The 21143-nt window shown below is 72.8% G+C and carries 19 protein-coding genes and 1 pseudogene; 16 read left to right on the top strand and 4 right to left on the bottom strand.

Features of this window, described 5'->3' with window-relative positions; genetic code table 11:
* Positions 1 to 134: 134 nt before the first annotated feature.
* Positions 135 to 1181, top strand: a pseudogene (locus ACYUD3_RS09245) (arabinofuranosidase catalytic domain-containing protein); the annotation flags it as partial.
* Positions 1182 to 1387: 206 nt separating this feature from the next.
* Here the strand turns inward: ACYUD3_RS09245 and ACYUD3_RS09250 are convergent.
* Entirely contained in the window at positions 1388 to 2260 is an 873-nt protein-coding gene (locus tag ACYUD3_RS09250; protein WP_470966526.1) for a LysR family transcriptional regulator, read from the bottom strand.
* Positions 2261 to 2347: 87 nt separating this feature from the next.
* On the opposite strand from ACYUD3_RS09250, the gene ACYUD3_RS09255 reads away from it, so the two are divergent.
* Entirely contained in the window at positions 2348 to 3184 is an 837-nt protein-coding gene (locus ACYUD3_RS09255; RefSeq protein ID WP_470966528.1) for a PhzF family phenazine biosynthesis isomerase, read from the top strand.
* Here ACYUD3_RS09255 and ACYUD3_RS09260 read toward each other — a convergent pair.
* Complete coding sequence (locus tag ACYUD3_RS09260) at positions 3177 to 4094, bottom strand: nitrilase-related carbon-nitrogen hydrolase (protein ID WP_470966531.1); 918 nt, start codon at positions 4092 to 4094, stop codon at positions 3177 to 3179. The genes ACYUD3_RS09255 and ACYUD3_RS09260 overlap by 8 nt on opposite strands.
* A gap of 227 nt (positions 4095 to 4321) precedes the next feature.
* Between ACYUD3_RS09260 and ACYUD3_RS09265 the strand changes: the two genes are divergently transcribed.
* Positions 4322 to 4540: a hypothetical protein gene (locus ACYUD3_RS09265; protein WP_470966533.1), complete on the top strand. Its 219-nt coding sequence runs from the start codon at positions 4322 to 4324 to the stop codon at positions 4538 to 4540.
* Between the two features lie 65 nt (positions 4541 to 4605).
* Here ACYUD3_RS09265 and ACYUD3_RS09270 read toward each other — a convergent pair whose 3' ends face one another.
* Positions 4606 to 5166, bottom strand: coding sequence for a TetR/AcrR family transcriptional regulator (locus ACYUD3_RS09270; RefSeq protein ID WP_470966536.1), 561 nt, complete (start codon positions 5164 to 5166; stop codon positions 4606 to 4608).
* Positions 5167 to 5467: 301 nt separating this feature from the next.
* Here ACYUD3_RS09270 and ACYUD3_RS09275 point away from each other — a divergent pair, with 301 nt between their 5' ends.
* The 10 genes from ACYUD3_RS09275 to ACYUD3_RS09320 all read left to right on the top strand — a co-directional run bounded on the left by ACYUD3_RS09275 (position 5468) and on the right by ACYUD3_RS09320 (position 16176).
* Complete coding sequence (locus ACYUD3_RS09275) at positions 5468 to 6766, top strand: NmrA family NAD(P)-binding protein (RefSeq protein ID WP_470966538.1); 1299 nt, start codon at positions 5468 to 5470, stop codon at positions 6764 to 6766.
* A complete protein-coding gene (locus tag ACYUD3_RS09280) occupies positions 6763 to 7530 on the top strand; it encodes a glucose 1-dehydrogenase (protein ID WP_470966541.1) in 768 nt (255 codons plus the stop codon). The genes ACYUD3_RS09275 and ACYUD3_RS09280 overlap by 4 nt, the downstream gene beginning before the upstream one ends.
* A gap of 124 nt (positions 7531 to 7654) precedes the next feature.
* Complete coding sequence (locus ACYUD3_RS09285) at positions 7655 to 8167, top strand: EF-hand domain-containing protein (protein ID WP_470966543.1); 513 nt, start codon at positions 7655 to 7657, stop codon at positions 8165 to 8167.
* A 206-nt stretch (positions 8168 to 8373) separates the two neighbouring features.
* Positions 8374 to 9597, top strand: coding sequence for a cytochrome P450 family protein (locus tag ACYUD3_RS09290; protein ID WP_470966545.1), 1224 nt, complete (start codon positions 8374 to 8376; stop codon positions 9595 to 9597).
* Between the two features lie 132 nt (positions 9598 to 9729).
* Positions 9730 to 10302, top strand: coding sequence for a hypothetical protein (locus ACYUD3_RS09295; RefSeq protein ID WP_470966548.1), 573 nt, complete (start codon positions 9730 to 9732; stop codon positions 10300 to 10302).
* A 181-nt stretch (positions 10303 to 10483) separates the two neighbouring features.
* Complete coding sequence (locus tag ACYUD3_RS09300) at positions 10484 to 11971, top strand: ABC transporter substrate-binding protein (RefSeq protein ID WP_470966550.1); 1488 nt, start codon at positions 10484 to 10486, stop codon at positions 11969 to 11971.
* The gene (locus ACYUD3_RS09305; RefSeq protein WP_470966552.1) at positions 11968 to 13659 is read left to right on the top strand and encodes an ABC transporter permease subunit; all 1692 of its coding nucleotides are present in this window, start codon (positions 11968 to 11970) and stop codon (positions 13657 to 13659) included. The genes ACYUD3_RS09300 and ACYUD3_RS09305 overlap by 4 nt, the downstream gene beginning before the upstream one ends.
* 9 nt (positions 13660 to 13668) lie before the next feature.
* Positions 13669 to 14880: a cytochrome P450 family protein gene (locus ACYUD3_RS09310; RefSeq protein ID WP_470966555.1), complete on the top strand. Its 1212-nt coding sequence runs from the start codon at positions 13669 to 13671 to the stop codon at positions 14878 to 14880.
* 93 nt (positions 14881 to 14973) lie between these two features.
* Positions 14974 to 15675 carry an SDR family oxidoreductase gene (locus ACYUD3_RS09315; RefSeq protein ID WP_470966558.1) on the top strand — a complete coding sequence of 234 codons (702 nt, stop codon included), beginning with the start codon at positions 14974 to 14976 and terminating at the stop codon, positions 15673 to 15675.
* Positions 15676 to 15747: 72 nt separating this feature from the next.
* On the top strand, positions 15748 to 16176 hold the full coding sequence (locus ACYUD3_RS09320) for a tautomerase family protein (protein ID WP_470966561.1): 429 nt from the start codon (positions 15748 to 15750) through the stop codon (positions 16174 to 16176).
* Between the two features lie 26 nt (positions 16177 to 16202).
* Here the strand turns inward: ACYUD3_RS09320 and ACYUD3_RS09325 are convergent, their stop codons facing one another.
* Positions 16203 to 16613, bottom strand: a complete 411-nt coding sequence (locus ACYUD3_RS09325) for a VOC family protein (protein WP_470966563.1) — start codon at positions 16611 to 16613, stop codon at positions 16203 to 16205.
* Positions 16614 to 16871: 258 nt separating this feature from the next.
* Here ACYUD3_RS09325 and ACYUD3_RS09330 point away from each other — a divergent pair, with 258 nt between their 5' ends.
* Genes ACYUD3_RS09330 through ACYUD3_RS09340 form a run of 3 tightly spaced genes read left to right on the top strand, consistent with a single transcriptional unit; the run spans position 16872 to position 21143 of the window.
* A complete protein-coding gene (locus ACYUD3_RS09330) occupies positions 16872 to 18869 on the top strand; it encodes a carbamoyltransferase family protein (RefSeq protein ID WP_470966565.1) in 1998 nt (665 codons plus the stop codon).
* 10 nt (positions 18870 to 18879) lie between these two features.
* On the top strand, positions 18880 to 19776 hold the full coding sequence (locus tag ACYUD3_RS09335) for an SAM-dependent methyltransferase (RefSeq protein ID WP_470966567.1): 897 nt from the start codon (positions 18880 to 18882) through the stop codon (positions 19774 to 19776).
* Entirely contained in the window at positions 19773 to 21143 is a 1371-nt protein-coding gene (locus ACYUD3_RS09340; RefSeq protein ID WP_470966569.1) for a cytochrome P450, read from the top strand. The genes ACYUD3_RS09335 and ACYUD3_RS09340 overlap by 4 nt, the downstream gene beginning before the upstream one ends.

Below are 21143 nucleotides of genomic sequence, written 5' to 3' on the forward strand. Positions count from 1 at the left end.
GTGACGGGCATTGACGGTTGCGGCCGGATTCCTATCATCCGGAGTGTCCGAGAACCCGAAGTCCGTTCGGGATACCGGACGAGCGCACGCGAGAGGCACCTCCCGATTCCCCCACCGACCAAGGGAGTTCACCCATGCGTACCCGCGTCACAAAGCACTCCGCCCTCCTCGCCGGCACCGCGCTCGGCGTGGCCCTGCTCACCGGCACGGCCCCCGGCGCGAGCGCCGCCGCCTCCCTGCCCTGCGACCTGTACGCGGCGGGCGGCACCCCCTGCGTGGCCGCGCACAGCACGACCCGCGCCCTGTACGGCTCCTACAACGGCCCGCTCTACCAGGTGCGCCGCGCCTCGGACAACGCCACCCGGGACATCGGCGTCGTCAGCGCGGGAGGCGTCGCCAACGCGGCGGCACAGGACTCGTTCTGCTCCGGCACGACCTGCGTCATCACCGTCGTCTACGACCAGTCGGGCCGGGGCAACCGCCTCACGCAGGCCCCTCCCGGCGGCTTCAACGGCCCGGCGGCCGGCGGCTACGACAACCTCGCGAACGCCACGGCGGCCCCGACGACGCTGTCCGGCAAGAAGGCGTACGGCGTGTACGTCGCCCCTGGCACCGGCTACCGGAACAACAGCACCAACGGCATCGCCACCGGCGACCAGGCGGAGGGCATCTATGCCGTCCTCGACGGCACGCACTCCAACGGCGGCTGCTGCTTCGACTACGGCAACGCCGAGACCAACAGCCGCGACAACGGCAACGGCACGATGGAGGCCGTCTACTTCGGCACCATCAAGGTCTGGGGCTACGGCTCGGGCAACGGCCCCTGGATCATGGCCGATCTGGAGAACGGCCTGTTCTCCGGCGTCAACCAGCACTACAACGCGGGCGACCCGTCGATCAGCAACCGCTATCTGACGGCCGTCGTCAAGGGCGGCGCCAACCACTGGGCGATCCGCGGCGGCAACGCGCAGTCCGGCGCGCTGTCCACCTTCTACGACGGGGTCCGCCCCAACGTCTCGGGCTACAACCCGATGAAGAAGGAAGGCGCGATCATCCTCGGCATCGGCGGCGACAACAGCAACGGCTCCGCCGGGACCTTCTACGAGGGCGTCATGACGTCCGGCTACCCCTCGGACGCGACCGAGAACGCGGTACAGGCGAGCATCACGGCGGCCGGGTACGGGAAGTAGCGCGAACGATCAGGCCGGCGCACGAAAAAGCGCCGGCCCCCCTTTCGACACCGCCGGCCACCACTTCGGCCCTGCCACCCACCCTTTCAGCCCGCCGGCCACCACTTCGGCACCGCCGCCCACCCTTCAGCCCCGCCGGCCCCCCTCCAGCCCCGCCAGCCACCCCTCCAACCTCACCTCCCGCCCTTGAACCCCCCTCACCCAGAGAAATGCCGCGCAAGCTCCCCCATGAACGTCCCCGCCGCCGGAGCAACCCAGCGTCGGCGGTGGCGGGCGAGGCGTACGGGGACGTCGGCGAACCGCGGGCCCCTGACCCGGACCAGCCGGCCGTCGCGCAGGTGTTCCGTGACGGTCGTGACCGGCAGCAGGGTCAGGCCGAGGCCCGCGGCGGCGCAGGAGCGGGCCGCGTCGACGCTGCCGAACCGGGTCAGCCGGGGGCGGGCGCCGGGCGTGGCGAGCAGCCGAGCCTCGAGGCCGTCGCTGTAGCAGCAGCCCCGCTCCAGCAGGAAGAAGTCCTCGCCGGCGACGTCCGCCCAGGTCACCGCGCGGCCGGCGAGCGGGTGGCGAGGGCCGCAGACGAGGGCGAGGGGTTCGCGGGCGACCGGTTCGGCCGTGACGTCGGGGGCGTCGGCGTCGTCCCCGAGCAGCAGCGCGAGGTCCAGCCGCCCGGAGCGCAGGCCCTCGACGGACTCCGCCGTGCCGGCCGCGTACAGGTGCACGTCGATGCCGGGGTGCCCGGCGCGCAGGGCGGCGATCACTTGGGGCAGCCGGGTCGAGCAGAGCGACTCGGGGCTGCCGACGACGACCCGCCCGCCCCCGCTGTCGTCGCCGGCGGCCTTCAGCCGGGCCACGGCGTCGAGGACGTCCTCGGCGCGTTCCAGGAGGCGACGGCCGGAGTCGGTGAGGAGGGCGCCGGTGGGGAGGCGGTCGAAGAGGCGGGTGCCCAGCTCGCGTTCGAGGGTGCGGATGTGCACGGTGACCGTCGACTGGGCCAGGTGCAGTTCGGCGGCGGCGGTGAAGCCGCCGGTTCTGGCGAGGGTGGTGAAGGTGTGCAGCAGCCGGGTGTCCATGGAGGGGGAGGTTATGCGATATCCCGATCGACGGGATCGCTGATCATCGTTGGACTCGATGGTGGGCGGGGTGACAGCGTGGCGCCCATGGACACTTTGCGCTACGCGGCCTTCACCTCCGACCCGGCGGGCGGCAACCCCGCCGGTGTCGTCCTCGACGCCTCCGGTCTCGACGCGGCGGGGATGCTCGCCGTCGCCGCCGAGGTCGGCTACTCCGAGACCGCGTTCGTGACCGCCCGCGACGACGCGGCCCGCCGGTTCGGGGTGCGCTACTTCAGCCCGCGCGCCGAGGTCGCCTTCTGCGGGCACGCGACGATCGCCCTCTCGGTCGCCCTCGCCGAGCGGCTCGGCCCGGGGGACCTCGTCCTCGACACCCCGGCGGGCGAGATCCCCGTGGCCACGGAGGCGGACGGCGACGGCGCGGTCCTCGCCACCCTCACCAGCGTCCCGGCCCGGGCCCGCCCCGCCACCGGCGAGGAACTGGCCGCGGCGCTCGGCGCGCTGCGCTGGGCCGCCGCCGACCTCGACCCGGCGCTGCCGCCGTACGTGGCGTTCGCGGGCGTCGACCACCTGATCCTGGCCGCCGCCTCCCGGGCCCGGCTCGCGGATCTGGACTACGACTTCGACGGCCTCGGCGCGGTGATGCGCCGGTACGGCTGGACCACCGTCCACCTCGTGTGGCGCGAGTCCCCCGTGCACTTCCACGCCCGCGACCCCTTCCCGGTCGGCGGCGTCGTCGAGGACCCGGCGACCGGGGCGGCGGCAGCGGCGTTCGGCGGCTATCTGCGCGAGCTGGGCCTCGTCACGGCCCCGGCCACGGTCACGATCCGGCAGGGGGAGGACATGGGGCGCCCCAGTGACCTGCTGCTGGAGGTGGGGGCGGAGCGGACGCGGGTCACCGGGCGGGCGGTTCCGATCAGCTGAGCGGCGGCCGGTGAGCCGTCTCGTCGACGTGCAGGGTGAAGACGTCCGGGCGCGCGTAGTGGCCGACGGCGTCGAAGTCGAAGCGGGCGCGGGTCAGGTCGTCCAGGTCGAGGACGGCGGTCAGGATGCCCTCGCGGTCGCGCAGCGGTCCGGCGAGGACCTCGCCGAGGGGGGAGACGATGACGGAGCCGCCGTTGATGAGGACGGCCTCGGGGTCGCTGCCCCGGAGGTCGGCGGGGAGCCCGGCGCCGCGCAGGAACTGGCCGGCGGCGAGGACGAAGCAGCGTCCCTCCAGGGCGACATGACGCATCGTCGCCTGCCACGCGTCCCGGTCGTCGACGGTCGGCGCGCACCACAGCTCGACCCCCTTCGCGTACATCGCCGTACGCAGCAGCGGCATGTAGTTCTCCCAGCAGATCGCGGCGCCGAGGCGGGCGGTGCCGGTGTCGACGACCGTGAGGGTCGAGCCGTCGCCCTGGCCCCAGAGGTAGCGTTCGGCGGCGGTCGGCATCAGCTTGCGGTGCAGGCCGAGGTAGCCGGCGGGCCCGAAGTACAGGGCGACGCAGTAGAGGGTGGCGCCCTGCCGTTCGACGGCGCCGACGACCGCGTGGCAGCCGAGTTCACGGGTGAGCGCCGCCAGCGCGCCGACCTCGGGCCCGTCGGGTACGTCGATGGCAGCGGCGTGATACCGCCGGAACAGCTCCCGCCCCTCAGCCGTACGGCTCCCGACGGTGACCCCGAAGTCGAACCCCTTGGGGTAGCCGCCGAGGAACGCCTCGGGCAGGACGACGACCTCGGCGCCCCGCCCGGCGGCCTCGTGGATCAGCTCCTCGGCGCGGGCCAGGGCGGCGGGGGTGTCGAAGAGGGGGGCGGCGGCCTGGACGACGGCCGCGGTGAGGGTGCGGTTCATGGCGCGAGGGTAGGCCGGACGCTCCTCACGCTGGCAAAACACCGGCAAAATGACCAGGTCAAGAAGGTATCTGGACGTGCCAGGCAGCCCTTTCCGGACTTTCCTCCCGGGCTTCCCCGCGATCGGTCCGAACCGGCTCCGGCGAGCCTAGGCTTCTACACGGACTGTAGAGAGAACGGGCGGTCTCCCTTGAGGCGCGCCCTTTTTTCATGGACGGAAGAGGAGACATGGCTGAGATCGACCTGGGCAAGGTGCTCGACAAGGCGTGGGCGGACAAGAGCCTGCCGGAGATCATGGCCGCGCCGGTGGCCGCGCTGAAGGGCGTCTCCGACCGGCACGGCGAGCTGCTCCAGGAGGCGTTCGGCATCAAGACCGTCGCCGACCTGGCCGACCTGAAGTACGTCCGCTGGGCCCAGGCGCTGGCCGCGCTCGACACGGCGAAGTGACGCGGGTGTAGGTCGCGGGGCGGGGGGCGGCCGGGTGACTCCCGGGAGCCGACGCCGCCCCGCCCTCACCCCGCCGGGCTGATCCCCGCGACGGCCAGCGCCAGCAGGCGGGCCGCCTCCGTGGCCGGATCCGCGTGGTGTTCCGTGGCCAGGACCAGGCCCGCGCAGAGGATCAGCAGATCGGGGACGGCCACGCCGGAGGCGACCGCGCCGGAGTGCGCCGCGCGGCGCAGGAGCGGGTCCACCGCCTCGGTGAGCCGCGCCGTACAGCCGCTCATGTCCCCCACCGCGCTCTCGCCCTCCCGGGTCAGCGCCACGGCAAGACCCCGCGCGGAGGCGGCGAACGCGATGAACGTGTCCAGCCACTCCAGCAGCGCGGCCCGCGCGTCCGGCGCGCCGGCCAGTTCCCGGGCGTTGCCGCACAGCGCCTCGATCCGCCCGTCGAACACCGCCTCCAGCAGCGCGAGCCGGGTGGGGAAGTGCCGGCGCACGGTCGCCGAACCCACGCCCGCGGTGCGGGCGATCTGCTCCAGCGAGGCACCCGCCCCGTGCGCGGCGACCTCCGCCTCGGCGACTTCGAGGATGAGCGCGTAGTTGCGCCGGGCGTCCGCACGCCGAGCGCTCACGGCGTCACCCCCCTGCATCCGTCGGGCGTCCGCACGCCGGCCGGGCACGGCGTCACCCCCGGCATCCGCACGCCGAGCGCTCACGACGCCACCCCCAACACCCGCCGGACATCCGCACATCGGCCGGTCACGGCGTCACCTCCTGAGTCCGCCGGGCGACCCGCGTTGCTAAGTGGCGGGGCCCTCCGTATTGTAGCCGCACAGCAAACGGCGGGGTCCGCCACTTAGCTCGGCGGACCCGTATGCCCTTCGGCCCCGGCTTTCGGGCACGCCATCTCTCCCACGTTCCCCCGGAGCACCCATGTCCACAGAATTCCCGCAGCTCGCGGTGACCGGCGCCACCCTGCCGGTCCTCGTGACCGGCGCCACCGGCCGGCAGGGCAAGGCGGTCGTACGCGCCCTGCTCACCGCCGGTTTCGACGTACGCGCCCTGGTCCGCGACCCGGGCACCCCCGCCGCGCGGTACGTCGAGACGCTCGGCGTCCGGCTCCTGACCGGCGACCTCGACGACCCCGGCTCCCTCAAGCGCGCCGCCGAGGGAGTGCACGCCGTCTTCTCGGTACAGCCGGCCGACCCCCGGAGCGAACTCGCCCGGGCGGACCGGCTGATCGCCGCCGCGCGGGACGCGGGCGTCACGCACTTCGTGCACTCCTCCGGCTACGGCGTCGGACAGAACTCCGTTGCTGAGCAAGGGAGTTGGGCGGCGAAGGCGGCGGTCCAGGACGGGGTCCGCGCGGCCGGCTTCCGGTACTGGACGATCGTCAAGCCCGCCCTGCTGATGGAGAACTTCCTTCCCCCGGCGCCCCGTTCACCGTACGGACCCGCCCCGCACCCCGGCGCCGGCCTCGCCCTGACCGCCGTCGCCGACGTCGGCCGCGCGGTGGCCGCCGCGCTGGGCGACCCGGAGCGGTTCCACGGCGCCGAGCTCGAACTCGCCGGCGATCATCTGCCGCCCGCCCGGATCGCGGAGACCGTCGGCCTGCGGCCGGACACCGAACCCGCGCCGGACCTCCCGTACACCTGGCACGACCAGACCCTCGGCGCCCCCGGCGTCCCGCTCACCTCCTTCGCGCAGTGGGCCGGCCGGCGGCTGGCGGCGCCGACGCTGGAGGAGCGGGTGCGCAGGCTGGAGGACCGGACCGACATCGTGGAGCAGGTCGTGCGGTACGCGGTCGGCGCCGACCGCCGGGACTGGCAGATGTTCGGCGGGATCTTCACCGACCCCCTGTACGCGGACCACACCCAGGTCGGCGGCGCCGTCGCGCGGCTCAGCCGGAAGGAGATCGCCGAGCGCACCGCCGCGGCTCTGGACGGGTTCGGCGCGACCCAGCACATCAGCCCCGACCACCTCGTCGAGTTCGACGACGACGATCCCGACCGGGCCGTCTGCCATTCCTACCTGTACGCGCAGCACCTGCTCGAAGACGCCGAGGGCGGTGACTACTGGCTGCTGCGCGGCTCCTACATCAACCACATGCTGCGCACCCCGGACGGCTGGCGCATCGCCCGCATCGCCGTGCGGCCCGGCTGGTCCGACGGCAACCCCGACGTCCTCGTGCAGGCGGCGGCACGCAACGCCAAGGCGAAAGGCGCCTCATGACCGACAGCACCTTCACCCTCGGCGGTAAGACCGTCCTCGTCACGGGCGCCGCCCGGGGCATCGGCGCCGCCACCGCCCGCCAGGTCGTCGCCTCCGGCGGCAACGTCGTCGTCGCGGACGTCCTGGAGGACGAGGGCCGGGCCACCGCGTCCGCGCTCGGCGAGCGCGCCCGGTTCGTCCGGCTCGACGTGACGTCCGAGGAGCAGTGGCGGCGGGCCGTGGACTTCGCCCTCGCCGAGTTCGGCACGTTCGACGGGCTGGTCAACAACGCCGGGATACCCGGCGGGCAGCCGCTGGAGACGGAGAGCGTCGAGAGTTTCCGCAGGGTGCTCGACGTCAATCTGACCGGTGTCTTCATCGGGCTGCGCACGGCGATACCGGTCCTGCGGGACAACGGCGGCGGGGCGATCGTCAACATCTCCTCCACCGCCGGGCTCACGGGCATGGCGAGCACCGCGTCCTACGGGGTCTCGAAGTGGGGGGTGCGGGGCATCACGAAGATCGCCGCCGTGGAGCAGGGTCCGGTGGGGGTCAGGGTCAACTCGGTCCACCCGGGGGTGATCTACACCCCCATGACCACCCCGGCGGGCGTCCGCCAAGGCGCGGGCAACCTCCCCGACACCCCCCTGGCCCGGGTCGGCGAGCCCCACGAGATCGCCGCGGCCGTCGTCTACTTGCTCTCGGACGCCGCCGCGTATGTGACGGGAGCCGAGCTGGCGGTCGACGGAGGCTGGACCGCCGGACGGGCCGCCAAGTTGAGCTGATCCACCCCGGGGGGCGGGCGCCGGCACGGACTCGTCCCCCTTGCGGCTGTCGTACGTGATTCATGACGTATCGGCGGATACGGTGACGGACGTCAAGTAACCGGTGAACAAAGGGAGAAACCACATGTCCGACCCGGTGTCCGATGCCGCCAAACGCCGTGTCTTCGCCATGCTGGACGTGGACGGGGACGGAGTCATCACCCAGGCCGAGTACCTCGCCCGGGTCGGCCGCGCGGCCTCCGCGATGGGGCGGGACGCGGGCCATCCGGTCGTCGCCGCCGCACTGGAGGCCCATGAGACGGTCTGGCGGGACATGGACGGGGACCGCGACGGCCGGGTGAGTTTCGAGGAGTACCGCTCCTGGGCCGGCCACGACGCGTTCGAACGGTCCTGCCGGCCCGCGCTGGGCTCCCTCTTCGACATCGCCGACACCGACGCCGACGGGCGGCTGACCCGGGCCGAGTTCACCCGCCTTCGTACGGCGACGGGGAACAGCACGGCCGACGCCGACGCGGCGTTCGGCAGCCTCGACACCGACGCCGACGGGCTGGTCGGCCGGGACGACTACCTCGCGGGCATCCGGGACTTCGTCACCACCGGGGTCTCCGCGATGGCGGCGGCGTACGGCGCGGGCTGAGCGGACGCCTCCTGAGCGGACGGGGCGGGCGGACGGGCGGGGTGGCCGGACGGGGCGGACGGGGTGGCCGGGCGGGGTGGGCGTACGGCCGGATTTCGCGCCGACCGCGACTCGGGGCCATCGATAAAATGGGCGTCGACCTGCCAGACGCCCACGCTCCGGCACGGCGTCCCCGGATTCGGCACGTATCGCACCGAGGAGCGCCCATGTCCTCCCCGACGCCCCGTCGCCACCCCGTCCTCGACCCCAGCGCGCGCTGCCCCCACGCCGAAGCGGCCGGACTGCGGGAGCAGGCGCCCGCCGTGGTCGTGGAGCTGCCGGGAGGGGTGCGGGCCTGGGCGGTCACCCGGCACAGCGTGGTCACCCGGCTGACCGCCGACCCGCGGATCTCCCGCGACCACACCCGCCACTTCCCCGGCCTCGCCGACATCCCCGACGGCTGGCCGCTCGCCACGATCGGCCTCCAGGACAGCTTCTACAACACGTACGCCGGCGAGCACCGCGCCCTGCGCGCCCGCGTCTCCCCCGCCTTCACCCCGCGCCGCGTGTCCCGGCTGGTCCCCCAAGTGGAGGCGATGACACGGCAGTTGGTGGACCGTATGGCCGCGCTGCCGCCGGGCCGCAGCACCGATCTGCGGGCCGAGCTGTCGCTCCCGCTCACCATGAACGTCATCTGCGACCTGTTCGGCGTGCCCGAGCCGATGCGCGCGGAGCTGGGCGAGGCCTTCGACCGGTCGTTCGTCAGCACCGCCTCCCCGGAGGAGGTCGTCGACAACGACGCCGTCCTGGCCGCCCGTCTCGACGAACTCATCGCCCACAAACGCGCCCACCCCGGCCCGGACCTGAGCAGCGACCTCCTGGCCACCCCCCGCCCCGGCACCCCGGCACAGCTGCGCAGCGACTTCTTCCTGCTGATCAACGCGGGGTACGAGACCACGGTCAACCTCATCACCAGCGCCGTCCACGCCCTGCTGACCCACCCCGACGTCCTCGCCGGCGTCCGCGCCGGAGAGCTGACCTGGGACGACGTGATCGAGGAGTCCTTACGGCACGAGGGCCCGGTCAAGAACCTGCCGTTCCGCTACCCCCTCGACGACATCGACCTCGGTGAGGGCGTCGTGATCCGCGCCGGTGAGCCCATCCTCCTCAACTTCGGCGCGGCGGGCCGCGATCCGCGGCGGCACGCCGAATCCCCGGACCGCTTCGACCCGTCCCGCCCCGACAAGGAGCACTTGTCTTTCGGCCACGGCCCGCACTTCTGCCTGGGCGCCCACCTGGCCCGCCTGGAGGCCCGCACCGCCCTGGACACCCTGTTCACCCGCCTCCCCGGCATCACCCTCGCCGCCCCCGCCGAGGAACCACCCCGCATCCCCTCCCTCATCATCAACGGCCTGGCACACCTGTACGTGGTCCCCGTACCGGCGCTCTGAGCAAGACAGTCGTCACTCATCTGGGCGTTCGCCTGCCAAAACGCGGGGTGCTGAGGCATCGTCGTTCCTGAGCAGGACGCACGGCAACCGCCGCCGAAGCGGCAAGAACAGGCAGTGTGGGAGGGGAACTCGGTGAACTGGCGGGACGAGGAGTTCGGGACGTCGCACGAGGGCAGGGCGAGCGCGGTGCTCACCGACGGCAGCGAGCCGGAGCCGATGCACTTCGCCGCCGCCAACAGCGGCTCGGTGCACGAGAGTACGGACTGGTGGGTGTACGACGGCACATTGGGCGCTCCGACGGCGACGGGTCTGCGCGGGATCTGCTCGTGCGGCTGGCGCGGTACGGAGGTGTACCCGCTCGACTGGTCCGAGGTCGACATGGAGTACGCGTTCAACCACTACACCCCGGGTCCCATGGACGACTGGGAACAGCACATCAAGGAGGTCGACGCGCGGACCGTACCGCTGCCCGAGGAGCTGACGGAGCTGGTGGACCAGCTGGAGAAGAAACTCGACGAGCTGACCGAGCGCAATCCGCTGGCCGGGCTGCGGGCCGTCGCCGACCTGGAGCGGCTGGCCGAGCGGCGGGGCCGGCGGGCGGCGTTCAACATCATGGCGCGCGGGATCTCGGACGAGGCCGTCGCCGAGGCCCTCGGGCTGACCGAGCGCGACGTCAACTCCCTTCTCCTGCGCCACAAGTACTGACACCCGGCGCTTTTCCCGAGGGCGCCCCGCAGGCCGGCGGGGCGCCCTCTCGGTGCGACAAAGACCCCCTACCTGTGAATTCGGTAAGGGTTGCCTTATAAGATGACCGGGTCCTCCGCGTCGTACGGGCATATGTCCGTACAGCGAGGGCGTTTTCGTTCCCTCGTACGACAGGACCCTCATGCGCACCACCTCCCGCGGCCTGATCGCGGCGCTCGCTCTCACCCCGCTGCTGGCCGGCTGCTTCTCGTCGGGCGGGTCGCAGAGTTCGGGGGGCGGGCGGCTGCGGGTCGCGCTCGCGGTGCCGCCCGTGCAGGCGCTGTCGCCGTACAGCAACGACGCGACGGTGCTGAGCAAGCTCTCGGTGACCGAGGGGCTGACCGCGCTGGACGGGAACGGCGCCGCGAAGCCCGCGCTGGCCACGGCGTGGCAGCGGACCGCGCCCACCACCTGGACGTTCACCCTGCGCGAGGCGGACTTCCAGGACGGCACGCCGGTCACCGCCGAGGCGGTCGTCAACGCCCTCGGCCACGCGAACGGCGCCTCGCCGAAGCCGCGTGTCCTCAGCGACGTCACCCTCACCGCGCGGGCCACCGGACCGCACGCCGTCACCCTCACCACGAAGACCCCCGACCCGGTCCTCCCGCTGCGCCTGGCGAGCCCGGCCCTCGGCATCCTCGCGGCGAAGGCGTACGGCGCGAACGGCGCGGTCACCCCGGTCGGCACCGGCACCGGCCCGTTCCGCATCACCAAGCTGACCGGCAAGACCGGCGCGGCCCTTGACCGGTACGACGGCTACTGGGGCGGCAAGGCGAAGGCGCCCGGCGTCGACGTCACCTGGATCGCGGACGGCACGGCCCGCGCGAACGCCCTGCGCGCCAAGGACGTCGACATCGCGGAGTGGATACCCACCGCGCAGGCGAAGCTGCTGGACGCGAGGACCCGGCACGAGGTGCCGTCGGTGCGCACCGACAGCCTCGTCCTCAACACCCGCAGCGGTACGTTCGCGGACGCGGGGCTGCGCGCCGCCGCCCGCGAGGCCGTGTCGGGGCAGGCGCTCGTCGGCTCGGTGTTCGGCGGCTACGCGGACGCCGCGCAGGGCCTGTTCGGACCCGCCGTGCCCTGGGCCGCCGCCGACCGCGTCGCCGTGACCGGCCGCCCGGCCGCCGTCAAGCCGGCGAAGGGGACGACCGTACGGCTCGCCACGTACACCAACCGGACCGAGCTGCCCGAGGCGGCGACCGTGCTGCAACAGCAGCTGGAGAAGGCCGGGTTCACGGTCAGGCAGGACGTGCGCGAGTACACGCAGATGGAGGCGGACCTGCTCGCCGGGAAGTACGACGCGCTCGTGTTCTCGCGGGTGACGCTGCTCGACACCGGGGACGCCGTCTCGTATCTCGCGAGCGACTTCACGAGTGACGGGGTGTACAACATCGCGGGGCTGAAGGACGCGAAGGTCGACGCGGCGATCCAGGCCGCCGCCGCGGAGGGCGACGCGGCCGAGCGGCACAAGAAGGTCATGCGGGCCGAGGCGGCGATCCTGCGCACGGACGCCGTGGTGCCGCTGGTGCACGAGAAGGCCGTGCAGGGGATCGCCGCGGACGTCGAGGGCGTGCTGCTCGACCCGCGCGAGCGCTCCCTCGTCGACGCCGGCACCCACCTGAGGTGAGAGCCGCCGCAGGCCGTCTCCCCGCCGCCGCGGGCCGTCTCCTCGCCGGGGCCGGCCTCCTCGCCGCCGTCGGCACCCTCCCCTGGCTCTCCGGGACCGACCCCGCGCTGACGGTCCTGCGGGCGCGCTCCGGCGACCAGGACCCGACGCCCGGCCAGCTGGCCGCCGTACGCGCACAACTCGGCCTGGACGACGGCCCGTTCACCCATCTGCTGCGCTGGCTCGGCGGGGACGCGGGGACGTCCTGGGTGTCGGGGGAGGCGGTGTGGCCGCAGGTCGCGGACGCCTTCGCGGTGTCGGTGACGATGGTGCTGGGCGCGCTCGTGGTGAGCGTCGCGGTGGTCGCGCTGCTGTGCGGGCCGACCCTGTACCGGGGCCGGGCGGGCAGCGGGACGGCCGCCGCCGTGCTCGCCGCGCTGCCGAAGTTCCTGCTGGCGTCGCTGCTGGCGACGGTGTGCGGGGTGTGGCTGGGCTGGCTGCCGTCCAGCGGCTGGGAGGGGCCGTCGTCGATGGTGCTGCCCGCGCTGGCGCTCGGGGTGCCGTCGGGCGCGATGATCGGCGGGCTGCTCCAGCAGGCGCTGCCGGGCGCGTTCGAGGAGCCGTGGGCGCGCACCGCGCACGCCTTCGGGCTCTCCCGGCGGTATGTCGCGCGGCACGCGCTGCGCCGGGCGCTGCCCGGGGTGCTGCCCCAACTGCTGCCCACGGTCGTGGGGTTGACGGGCGGTTCGGTCGCCGTGGAGAAGATCTTCAACATCCCCGGGCTCGGCCGGCTCGCCCTGGACTCCGCGCTGGCGCAGGACCTGCCGCCGCTCCAGACGGTGACGCTGGTCCTCGCGCTGCTCGGGGTGGGCGCCGGGCTCGTGATCCGGGCCGGCTGCGGGGCGCTGCTCGGCCCGGCGCTGCGGGAGGACGCGCTGCCCGCGCTGCCGCAGCCCCGGCCGGTGCCTCGGCGCGCGCTGGCGCTGGTCCTCGCCACCGCTTTGGTCTGCCTGGTCGTCGCCGGGCTGCTGCGCGATCCCGAACGGGTGGACACCGCCGCCCGGCTGCTCGCGCCCTCGGCCGGACACCCGCTGGGCACCGACTCGTTGGGCCGGGACATGCTCGCGCGGCTCGGGCACGGCGCGCTGCGCACCGCGGCCACGGCCGCCGCCGTGACGGTGGTGAGCGTGCTCGCCGGGCTGCTGCTGGGGCTCGCCGGGCGGGTGGGCGCGGGGCTCACGGAGGTCGTCTCGACCCTCCCGGCCGTCCTCGCCGGGCTCCTGACGACGGCGGTGACGGGTCCGTCGGTGCAGGGCGCCGCGCTCGCCGTGTGCCTGGTCGGCTGGGCGCCGTACGCGGCGCAGACGGCGGCGCTGCTCGCGCAGGAGCGGGCCGCCGGGCACACGCTCGCGTCCCGTTCGCTGGGCGCGGGCCCGGCTCATCTGCTGCGCCGTCACCACCTCCCGGCGGTGCTGCCCGCGGTGTCGCGCAACGCGTTGCTGCGGCTGCCGACGACCGTGCTCGTCCTCGCCTCGCTGGGCTTCCTCGGCCTCGGCGCACAGCCGCCGAGCCCGGAGTGGGGGCGGCTGCTGTCGGAGAACCAGCCGTATCTGGAGCTCGCGCCGTGGACGGTGCTGGGGCCCGCGGGGGCGTTGGTGCTGCTGGCGGTGCTGGCGGTTTCGGTCCCGCACGCCCCGCGGAGTAAGTAGCGTGCTCGCATGATCTCGTCACAGGGAACCTTCGGCGCGGAGTTCTGGCAGGACCCCCACCCCACCTACGCCGAGCTGCGCCGGGAGGCGCCGGTGCACCGTACGGTCACGCCGGACGGGCTGCGGGTGTGGATCGTCACCCGGCACGAGGACGTGCGGGAGGTGCTGACGGACCCGCGCCTGTCGAAGGACTCGGACGTGCTCGGCGAGCTGTTCCTGAGCAACTCCGAGTCGGGGCGGGCCACGCGTCCGGCGGAGCGCAAGACGTCCGGGCACATGCTGAACAGCGACGCGCCGGAGCACACCCGGCTGCGCACGCTCGTGTCGAAGGCCTTCACCCCCCGGCGGATCGCCGCGCTGCGCCCCCGGGTCGAGGAGATCTCGGCGTCCTTGCTGGACGGGCTCGCCGGGCGCGAGGAGGTCGACCTCGTCGGCGAGTACGCGTTCCCCCTGTCCATCACGGTGATGTGCGAGCTGCTGGGCTTCCCTGAGGGTGAGCGGGAGTCGTTCGGGCGGTGGACGCGGGACTACAACTCGACGGGCTCGCCGCAGGTCATCGCCGAGGCCGCCGAGGCGATCGCCGGCTACCTCGGCGAGCTGATCGGGAGGAAGCGGCAGGACCTGGGCGACGATCTGCTGTCCGCCCTGATAGAGGCACGCGACGCGGGCGACCGGCTCTCCGGCGAGGAGCTGGTGGCGATGGTGTTCCTGCTGCTGAGCGCGGGCCACGAGACGACCGTCAACCTCATCGCGAACGGCACCCGCGCCCTGCTGTCCCACCCCGGTGAACTGGCCCGGCTGCGCGCGGACCCGGACCTGCTGCCGGCGGCGGTCGAGGAGTTCCTCCGCTACGACTGCCCGGTGAACCTTTCGACGTACCGGTACACGACCGTCCCGGTCACCGTCGGCGGCGTCGGCATCCCGGCGCGGGAGCTGGTCCTGGCCGCCGTCGCCTCCGCCAACCGCGACGAGGAGCGCTTCGACGCCCCCGACCGCCTCGACCTGGGCCGCACCCCCAACCGGCATCTCGCGTTCGGCGCCGGGGCCCACTACTGCCTGGGCGCCCCGCTGGCCCGCCAGGAGGCGCACGTCGCGTTCGGCGATCTCCTGCGCCGCTGGCCGCACTTCGAGCCCGCCACCCCGCTCCCTGGGCTCCACTACCGGCCGAGCCTCCTCATCCGCGGCCCCGAATCCCTGCCGCTGCGCGTCCACGCGGGCTGACCCAGGGGCGCGGGGGCGGGCCCGGTCTTGCGGCTCTATTTAGATGATGGCTATCATCTAAATAGAGCCGTACCGGACCCTTGGAGATGCCCCATGTCCCCCATCGAAGACTCGGTCGCCCTCGTGACCGGTGGTCAGCGCGGTCTGGGCCGCGCGTTCGTCGACGCGCTGCTGCGGCGCGGCGCCGCGAAGGTGTACGCGACCGCCCGCAACCCCGTCGAAAGCGACGACCCGCGCGTCCACCCGGTCGCCCTGGAGGTCACCGACGCCGCCTCGGTCGCGGCCCTCGCCGCGCGCGCCGGTGACGTCACCCTCGTCGTGAACAACGCGGGCGTCCTGCACCCGGCGCCGCTGCTGACCACACCTCTCGACGCCGTCGCCGCCACGTTCGACACCAACGTCTTCGGACCGCTGCGGATCGCCCAGGCCTTCGCGCCGGTGCTGGCGGCCCACGGCGGCGGCACTCTGGTCGACATCCACTCGGTGCTGTCCTGGGGTTCGGGCTCCGGGGCGTACGGGGCGTCGAAGGCGGCGCTGTGGTCGCTGACGAACTCGCTCCGCCTGGAGCTGGCGGCCCAGGGCACCCAGGTCACCGGCGTCCACCTCGGCTTCGCCGACACCGACATGACCAGGGCGCTCACCGCGCGGAAGCTGGCGCCCGCCGAGGTCGCCGAGGCGGTGATGGACGGGGTCGAGCGGGGGGACGCGGAAGTCCTGGTCGACGAAGTGACGCGGAGCGTCAAGGCGGCGCTCAGCGGGCCGGTGGAGAAGCTCGCGCTCACCCTGGGCGGCTGAGTTCCCTGAGCAGCTGAGCCGGCCGGACCACTCAAAGCACCGAAGCCGCCCCCTTCACCCAAGGACACCACCATGCCCCTATGGCACATCCACCACCCCGAGAACACCTACACCGACGCCGACAAAGAAGCCTTCGCCGGTGACATCACCCGCTACTACACCCGCCTCGGCCTCCCCGCCTTCTACGTCGTCGCCCTCTTCCACGAGACCCCGCCCACCTCCTGCTTCATCGGCGGACAGCCCTCATCCGGCGCCGTACGCATCGTCATCGAGCACCTGGCCCGGCACGCCGACGACGACGCCGTGCGGGAGCGGATGACGGACGGGCTGGACTCGGTCATGGCGCCCTACACCCGGGACCGGGGCCTGCACTACGAGTTCCATGTCGACGAGACCCCGCGTGATCTGTGGATGATCGGCGGACTGCGTCCGCCCGCGAGCGGGAGCGCGGCCGAGCAGGAGTGGGCGCGGGTGAACAGACCTGTTCCGTACGCCCGGTAGCGGGGCGGCCCCGGGTGGGGGCGGGGTCAGTCGGCGGCCGGCACCTGGAAGTACCAGCGCACGCCGAACTTGTCGAAGACGCCCGCGCCCTGCTCGCCCTTGGCGGTGTGCTGGAGGTCGAAGTGGACGCCGCCCTCGTCCACGGACAGCCGCTGCGCGAGGTGTTCGGCCTTGTCGGCGGACTCGATCACGAGCATCACGGAGTAGCCCGAGTACGCGAACGGCTCCAGGATCATGTCCCCGCAGGTCAGCCGCCCGTCGCCGATCCTGAGGGTGGCCATGAGTATTTTGTGGCCCAGTTCGTCGGGCACTCCGTGGTGGTCCGGCAGATCGCTGTAGCGGGTCAGGCTCTCCACTTCCGCCCCGAGAGCGCTCCCGTAGAACTCGATGGCTTCCTCGCAGCGTCCGAAGAAGTCCACGTGCGGCAATACCTGCATGGTCGGTTCCCCTCCGTCGATTCCCGGCCAACTCGCCCCGGGCCGAGCCCGTTTCAGGTTATCGGCCCGCCGCGCCGGATACCGGGGAACACAAAAGAACCAGACCTCTTCCCCATCGCCTTCACGTGAATCACCCCAGGAATCCCCGCCGCATCACAGAACTCCGCCGCCACTCCGGTCGGCCAAACGTGTACAGCTGCCGTGTTCCCCGTTGCCCGGATTGCAGGGTTCCGGAGACCGCCACTAACGTTGTCGAACATGCTGACGATCGGATTGAACGGAAACTTCTCCCCGGAGAATTCCGACCTCGTTCCCGGTCTGCGCGAGTACCTCTACCATGACGCGGCAGCCGCTCTCGTCCGGGACGGCGTCCTGATCGCGGCGGTCGAGGAAGAGCGCCTCAACCGGATCAAACACACCACGAAATTCCCGGGCCGCGCCCTGCGCGCCTGCCTCGACCTGGCCGGCGCAACTCCCGCCGACATCGACGCAGTTGGCTACTACTTCCCCGAGCGGTACCTGGACCTGATGCTCAACGGTCTCTACGTCGACCACCCCGGCGTCGAGCTGCGCTATTCCCGGCAGCTCATCAAGGACCGGTTCAAGGCGGAGCTGGGCTGGGACCTTCCCGACGAGAAACTGTTCTACGTCTCGCACCACCGCGCCCACGCGGTCTCCGGGTTCGCCCGCTCGGGTATGTCGGACGCGCTGGTCGTCGTGCTCGACGGCATGGGCGAGGATTCCTCCGGGACCGTTTTCAGCGCGGGCGGCGGGGAGTTGGAGGCCGTTCACCGGTTCGCGATGCACAAGTCGCTGGGACTGCTCTATCTCAACGCGACCCGGCATCTGGGATTCCGGTTCGGCGACGAGTACAAAGTGATGGGGCTCGCGCCGTACGGTGATCCGTCCGTCTACCGGCCGGTGTTCGACTCGATGTACACGCTGGCGCCGGACGGGGAATACGAATTCCCGCCGCACGCGCTGGCGTTCGAGTACGTGAGCAATCTCTTCTTCGCCCACGGAATGCCGCCCCGGCGCTCTTCGGGGCCGCTGGAGCAGTGCCACAAGGATTTCGCCGCCGGGCTCCAGGAGATGCTGGAGCGGATCGTGCTGCATGTGCTGGCGCACTGGCGGCAGTCCACCGGGCACACCAAACTCGTGTTCAGCGGCGGGGTCGCCCACAATTGCAGCCTCAACGGGGCGGTGCTGCGCTCGGGCCTGTTCACCGAGATGTTCGTGCACCCCGCCTCCCATGACGCCGGGACCGCCGAGGGGGCGGCGCTGCTGGCGCAGGAGGCGCTGCCGGGGGCGGTGCGGCTCAAGGAGCGGCTGCGCAGCGCGAGTCTGGGGCCGGGGCTCGGCAGTCCGACGGCCGTCGCGGACAAGCTGCGGGCGTGGGGGGCGCTGGTGGAGTTCGAGCGGCCGGCGGACGTCGTCGAGGAGACCGCGCGGCTGCTCGCCGGCGGCGCGGTCGTCGGATGGGCGCGGGGGCGCTCGGAGTTCGGGCCGCGCGCGCTGGGCAACCGCAGCATCCTCGCCGACCCCAGGCCGGCGGAGAACCGGACCCGCATCAACGCGATGATCAAGAAGCGGGAGAGTTTCCGGCCGTTCGCGCCCATGGTGGTGGCCGAGGCCGCCGGCACCTACTTCGACCTCACCGACACCACCGCGCACCACGACTTCATGTCGTTCGTGGTGCGGGTGCGGCCCGAGCACCAGGAGCGGCTGGGCGCGGTCACCCATGTCGACGGCACGGCCCGGGTCCAGGTCGTCGACCCGGAGGCGAGCCCGCTGGTGCATCAGCTCGTCAGCCGCTTCGGCGCGCTGACCGGTACGCCGGTGCTGCTCAACACGTCGATGAACAACAACGCCGAGCCGATCGTGCAGAGCGTCGAGGACGTGCTGACGTGTCTGCTCACCACCGGTCTCGACTGCGCGGTCGTCGAGGACTTCGTCGTCCGCCGCCGCCCCGGCTTCCTCGACGCCCTGGACGGCTGCGTCGTCACCCTGCGGCCCGTCACCACGCTGACGCGGACCACCCGCGCGGACCCGCCCGGGACCGTCCATGAGATCGCCCTCGACTACGCCACCGGCCCGCGCGCCGCCGTCTCCCCGGAGCTGTTCGCGCTGCTGGAGCGGGCGGACGGGATGCGGACCGTGGGCGAACTGGCCCGCGCCGCGGGCGTCCGAACCGAACCGGAAGAGCTGCACGCCCTGTGGCAGCAGCGCTTCTTCACCCTCACCCCGGCCCGCTGAAAGGACACACATGCAGAACGCCGAGTACCTCGAACTCGTCAAGACACCCGCAGGCCGGGAGGACCACTACGCGCGGGTCGTCGACCGCTACTACGAACAGGTCACCGAGGTCTGCCGGGACATCTGGTCGGACTCCTTCCACCTCGCCTGGTTCACGGAGGGGCAGCAGCTGCACGAGGCGCAGCGCGCGCTCCAGCACTGGCTCGCCGACGAGGGCCGGTTCGGCGCGGGCGACCAGCTGCTCGACGTCGGCTGCGGCATCGGCGGCCCGGCGGCGGCGATCGCCGGGTACACGGGCGCCGACGTGACCGGCGTCAACATCTGCGGCCACCAGGTGCGGGTCGCCCGCTCGCTGCACCAGGACAGCGGTATCGGCGGGCAGTTGACGTTCGTCGAGGCCGACGCGATGGCGCTGCCCTTCGAACCCGGCCGGTTCGACGGCGTGTTCTCGATCGAGGCCCTGTGCTACGCCCCCGACAAGGACCACGTCTACGCGCAGATCGCGAAGGTCCTGCGCCCCGGCGGCGGTTTCGTCGGCGTCGACTGGTTCTGCGCCGACGGCCTCTCCGAGCAGGAGTACACCCGCTGGGTCGAGCCGATGTGCCAGGGCTTCGCCATCCCGCACGTCATCCCGTTCGGCGCGCTCCAGGGCCACTTGGAAGCCGCCGGGTTCGAGGTCGAGTCGGTGTCCCGGTACGACGACCACGGGGACATCGGGCCCAACTGGCCCGCGCGGGAGGCCGACACGGACCCCGGGTACGAGTTCGCGGACGGTTTCCACAAGCTGCTGGCGGACTCGATGCCGGCGCTGCGCGACGGCTGCCGGGCGGGGAAGATCGTCATGGGGTGCTGGGTGGCCCGTAAGCGCACCGCACCGCACTCCGGTCCCGCCGGCGACCACGCATGACCACCGTCGCGAAGGACTCCCCCCTCACCGCCGCGAAGGCCGCCCTGGCTCCCGGCGCCCTCCCGGTCCTCGGCCACGCCCTCTCCCTGGGCCGCCGGCCCCTCGACTTCCTCGCCTCGCTGTCCGCGCACGGCGACCTCGTCCGGATCAAGCTCGGCCCGGTGCCGTTCCACGTCCTGTGCGACCCGGACCTCGTCCATCAGGTGCTGCTGGACGACCGGACCTACGACAAGGGCGGCGCGATCTTCGAGCTGGTGCGGACCGTCGCCGGGAACGGCCTGGCGACCTGCCCGCACGCCGACCACCGCCGCCAGCGCAGGCTGCTCCAGCCCGCGTTCCACCGCGACCGCCTCCCCGTCTACGCGCAGGTGATGTCGGCGGAGATCACCACGATGCTCCAGGGCTGGTCGGAGGGGAGCGAGCTCGACATCCTGGCCACGGTCAACGAGCTGACCGCGAGCCTCGCGACGCGCACGCTGTTCGCCGCCGAGCTGGACGACGAGACGTTCGCGGAGCTGCGGCTGTGCATGCACGACGTGATGACCGGCATGATGCGCCGCATGCTGCTGCCCTGGCCGCTGCTGAACCGGCTGCCGACCCGGGGCAACCGCCGCTTCGGCCGCTCCCGGGCGCGGCTGCGGCGGTACGTCGCCCAGCTCACCACCGACTACCGGCGCGCGGGCGTGGACCACGGGGACCTGCTGTCGATCCTGCTGGCCGTGCGCGACGACGACGGGCGGGGGCTGACCGAGGCGGAGATCCACGACCAGGTCTTCACGTTCTACCTCGGCGGCAGCGAGACCACGGCCCCGCTGCTGTCCTGGGCGCTGTATCTGCTCGGCCGCCATCCGGCCCTGCGGGAGGAGCTGCACGCGGAGGTGGACGCGGTGCTCGGCGGGCGGATCGCCGAGCACGCGGACATCCCGCGGCTGCCGCTGACCCGCCGGGTCATCATGGAGACGCTGCGCCTGTACCCGCCGGGCTGGCTGTTCACCCGGGTCGCCACGAAGGACGCCGAGCTGGCGGGCCGCCGGCTCCCGGCCGGCTCGGTCCTCGTGTACAGCCCGCACATCGTGCACCACCGGGCGGACCTCTTCCCCGACCCCGAGCGCTTCGACCCCGGCCGCTGGCAGGAGGACGCCGGGCAGCTCGCGCGGGGGGTGTTCACGCCGTTCGGCAGCGGCGCCCGCAAGTGCATCGGCGAGGTCTTCGCGCTGACCGAGGCGACGCTGGCGCTGGCCTCGATCGTGGCCCGCTGGCAGCTCGACCCGCTCCCCGGCGCGCACGCCCGCATGGCACCCCGGCTGTCCTCGACACCGAGGTCCCTGCCGATGTCCCTGAGGAAACGGACCCCGGGTATCACCTGA

Source organism: Streptomyces sp. AMJ-169, assembly GCF_055597585.1.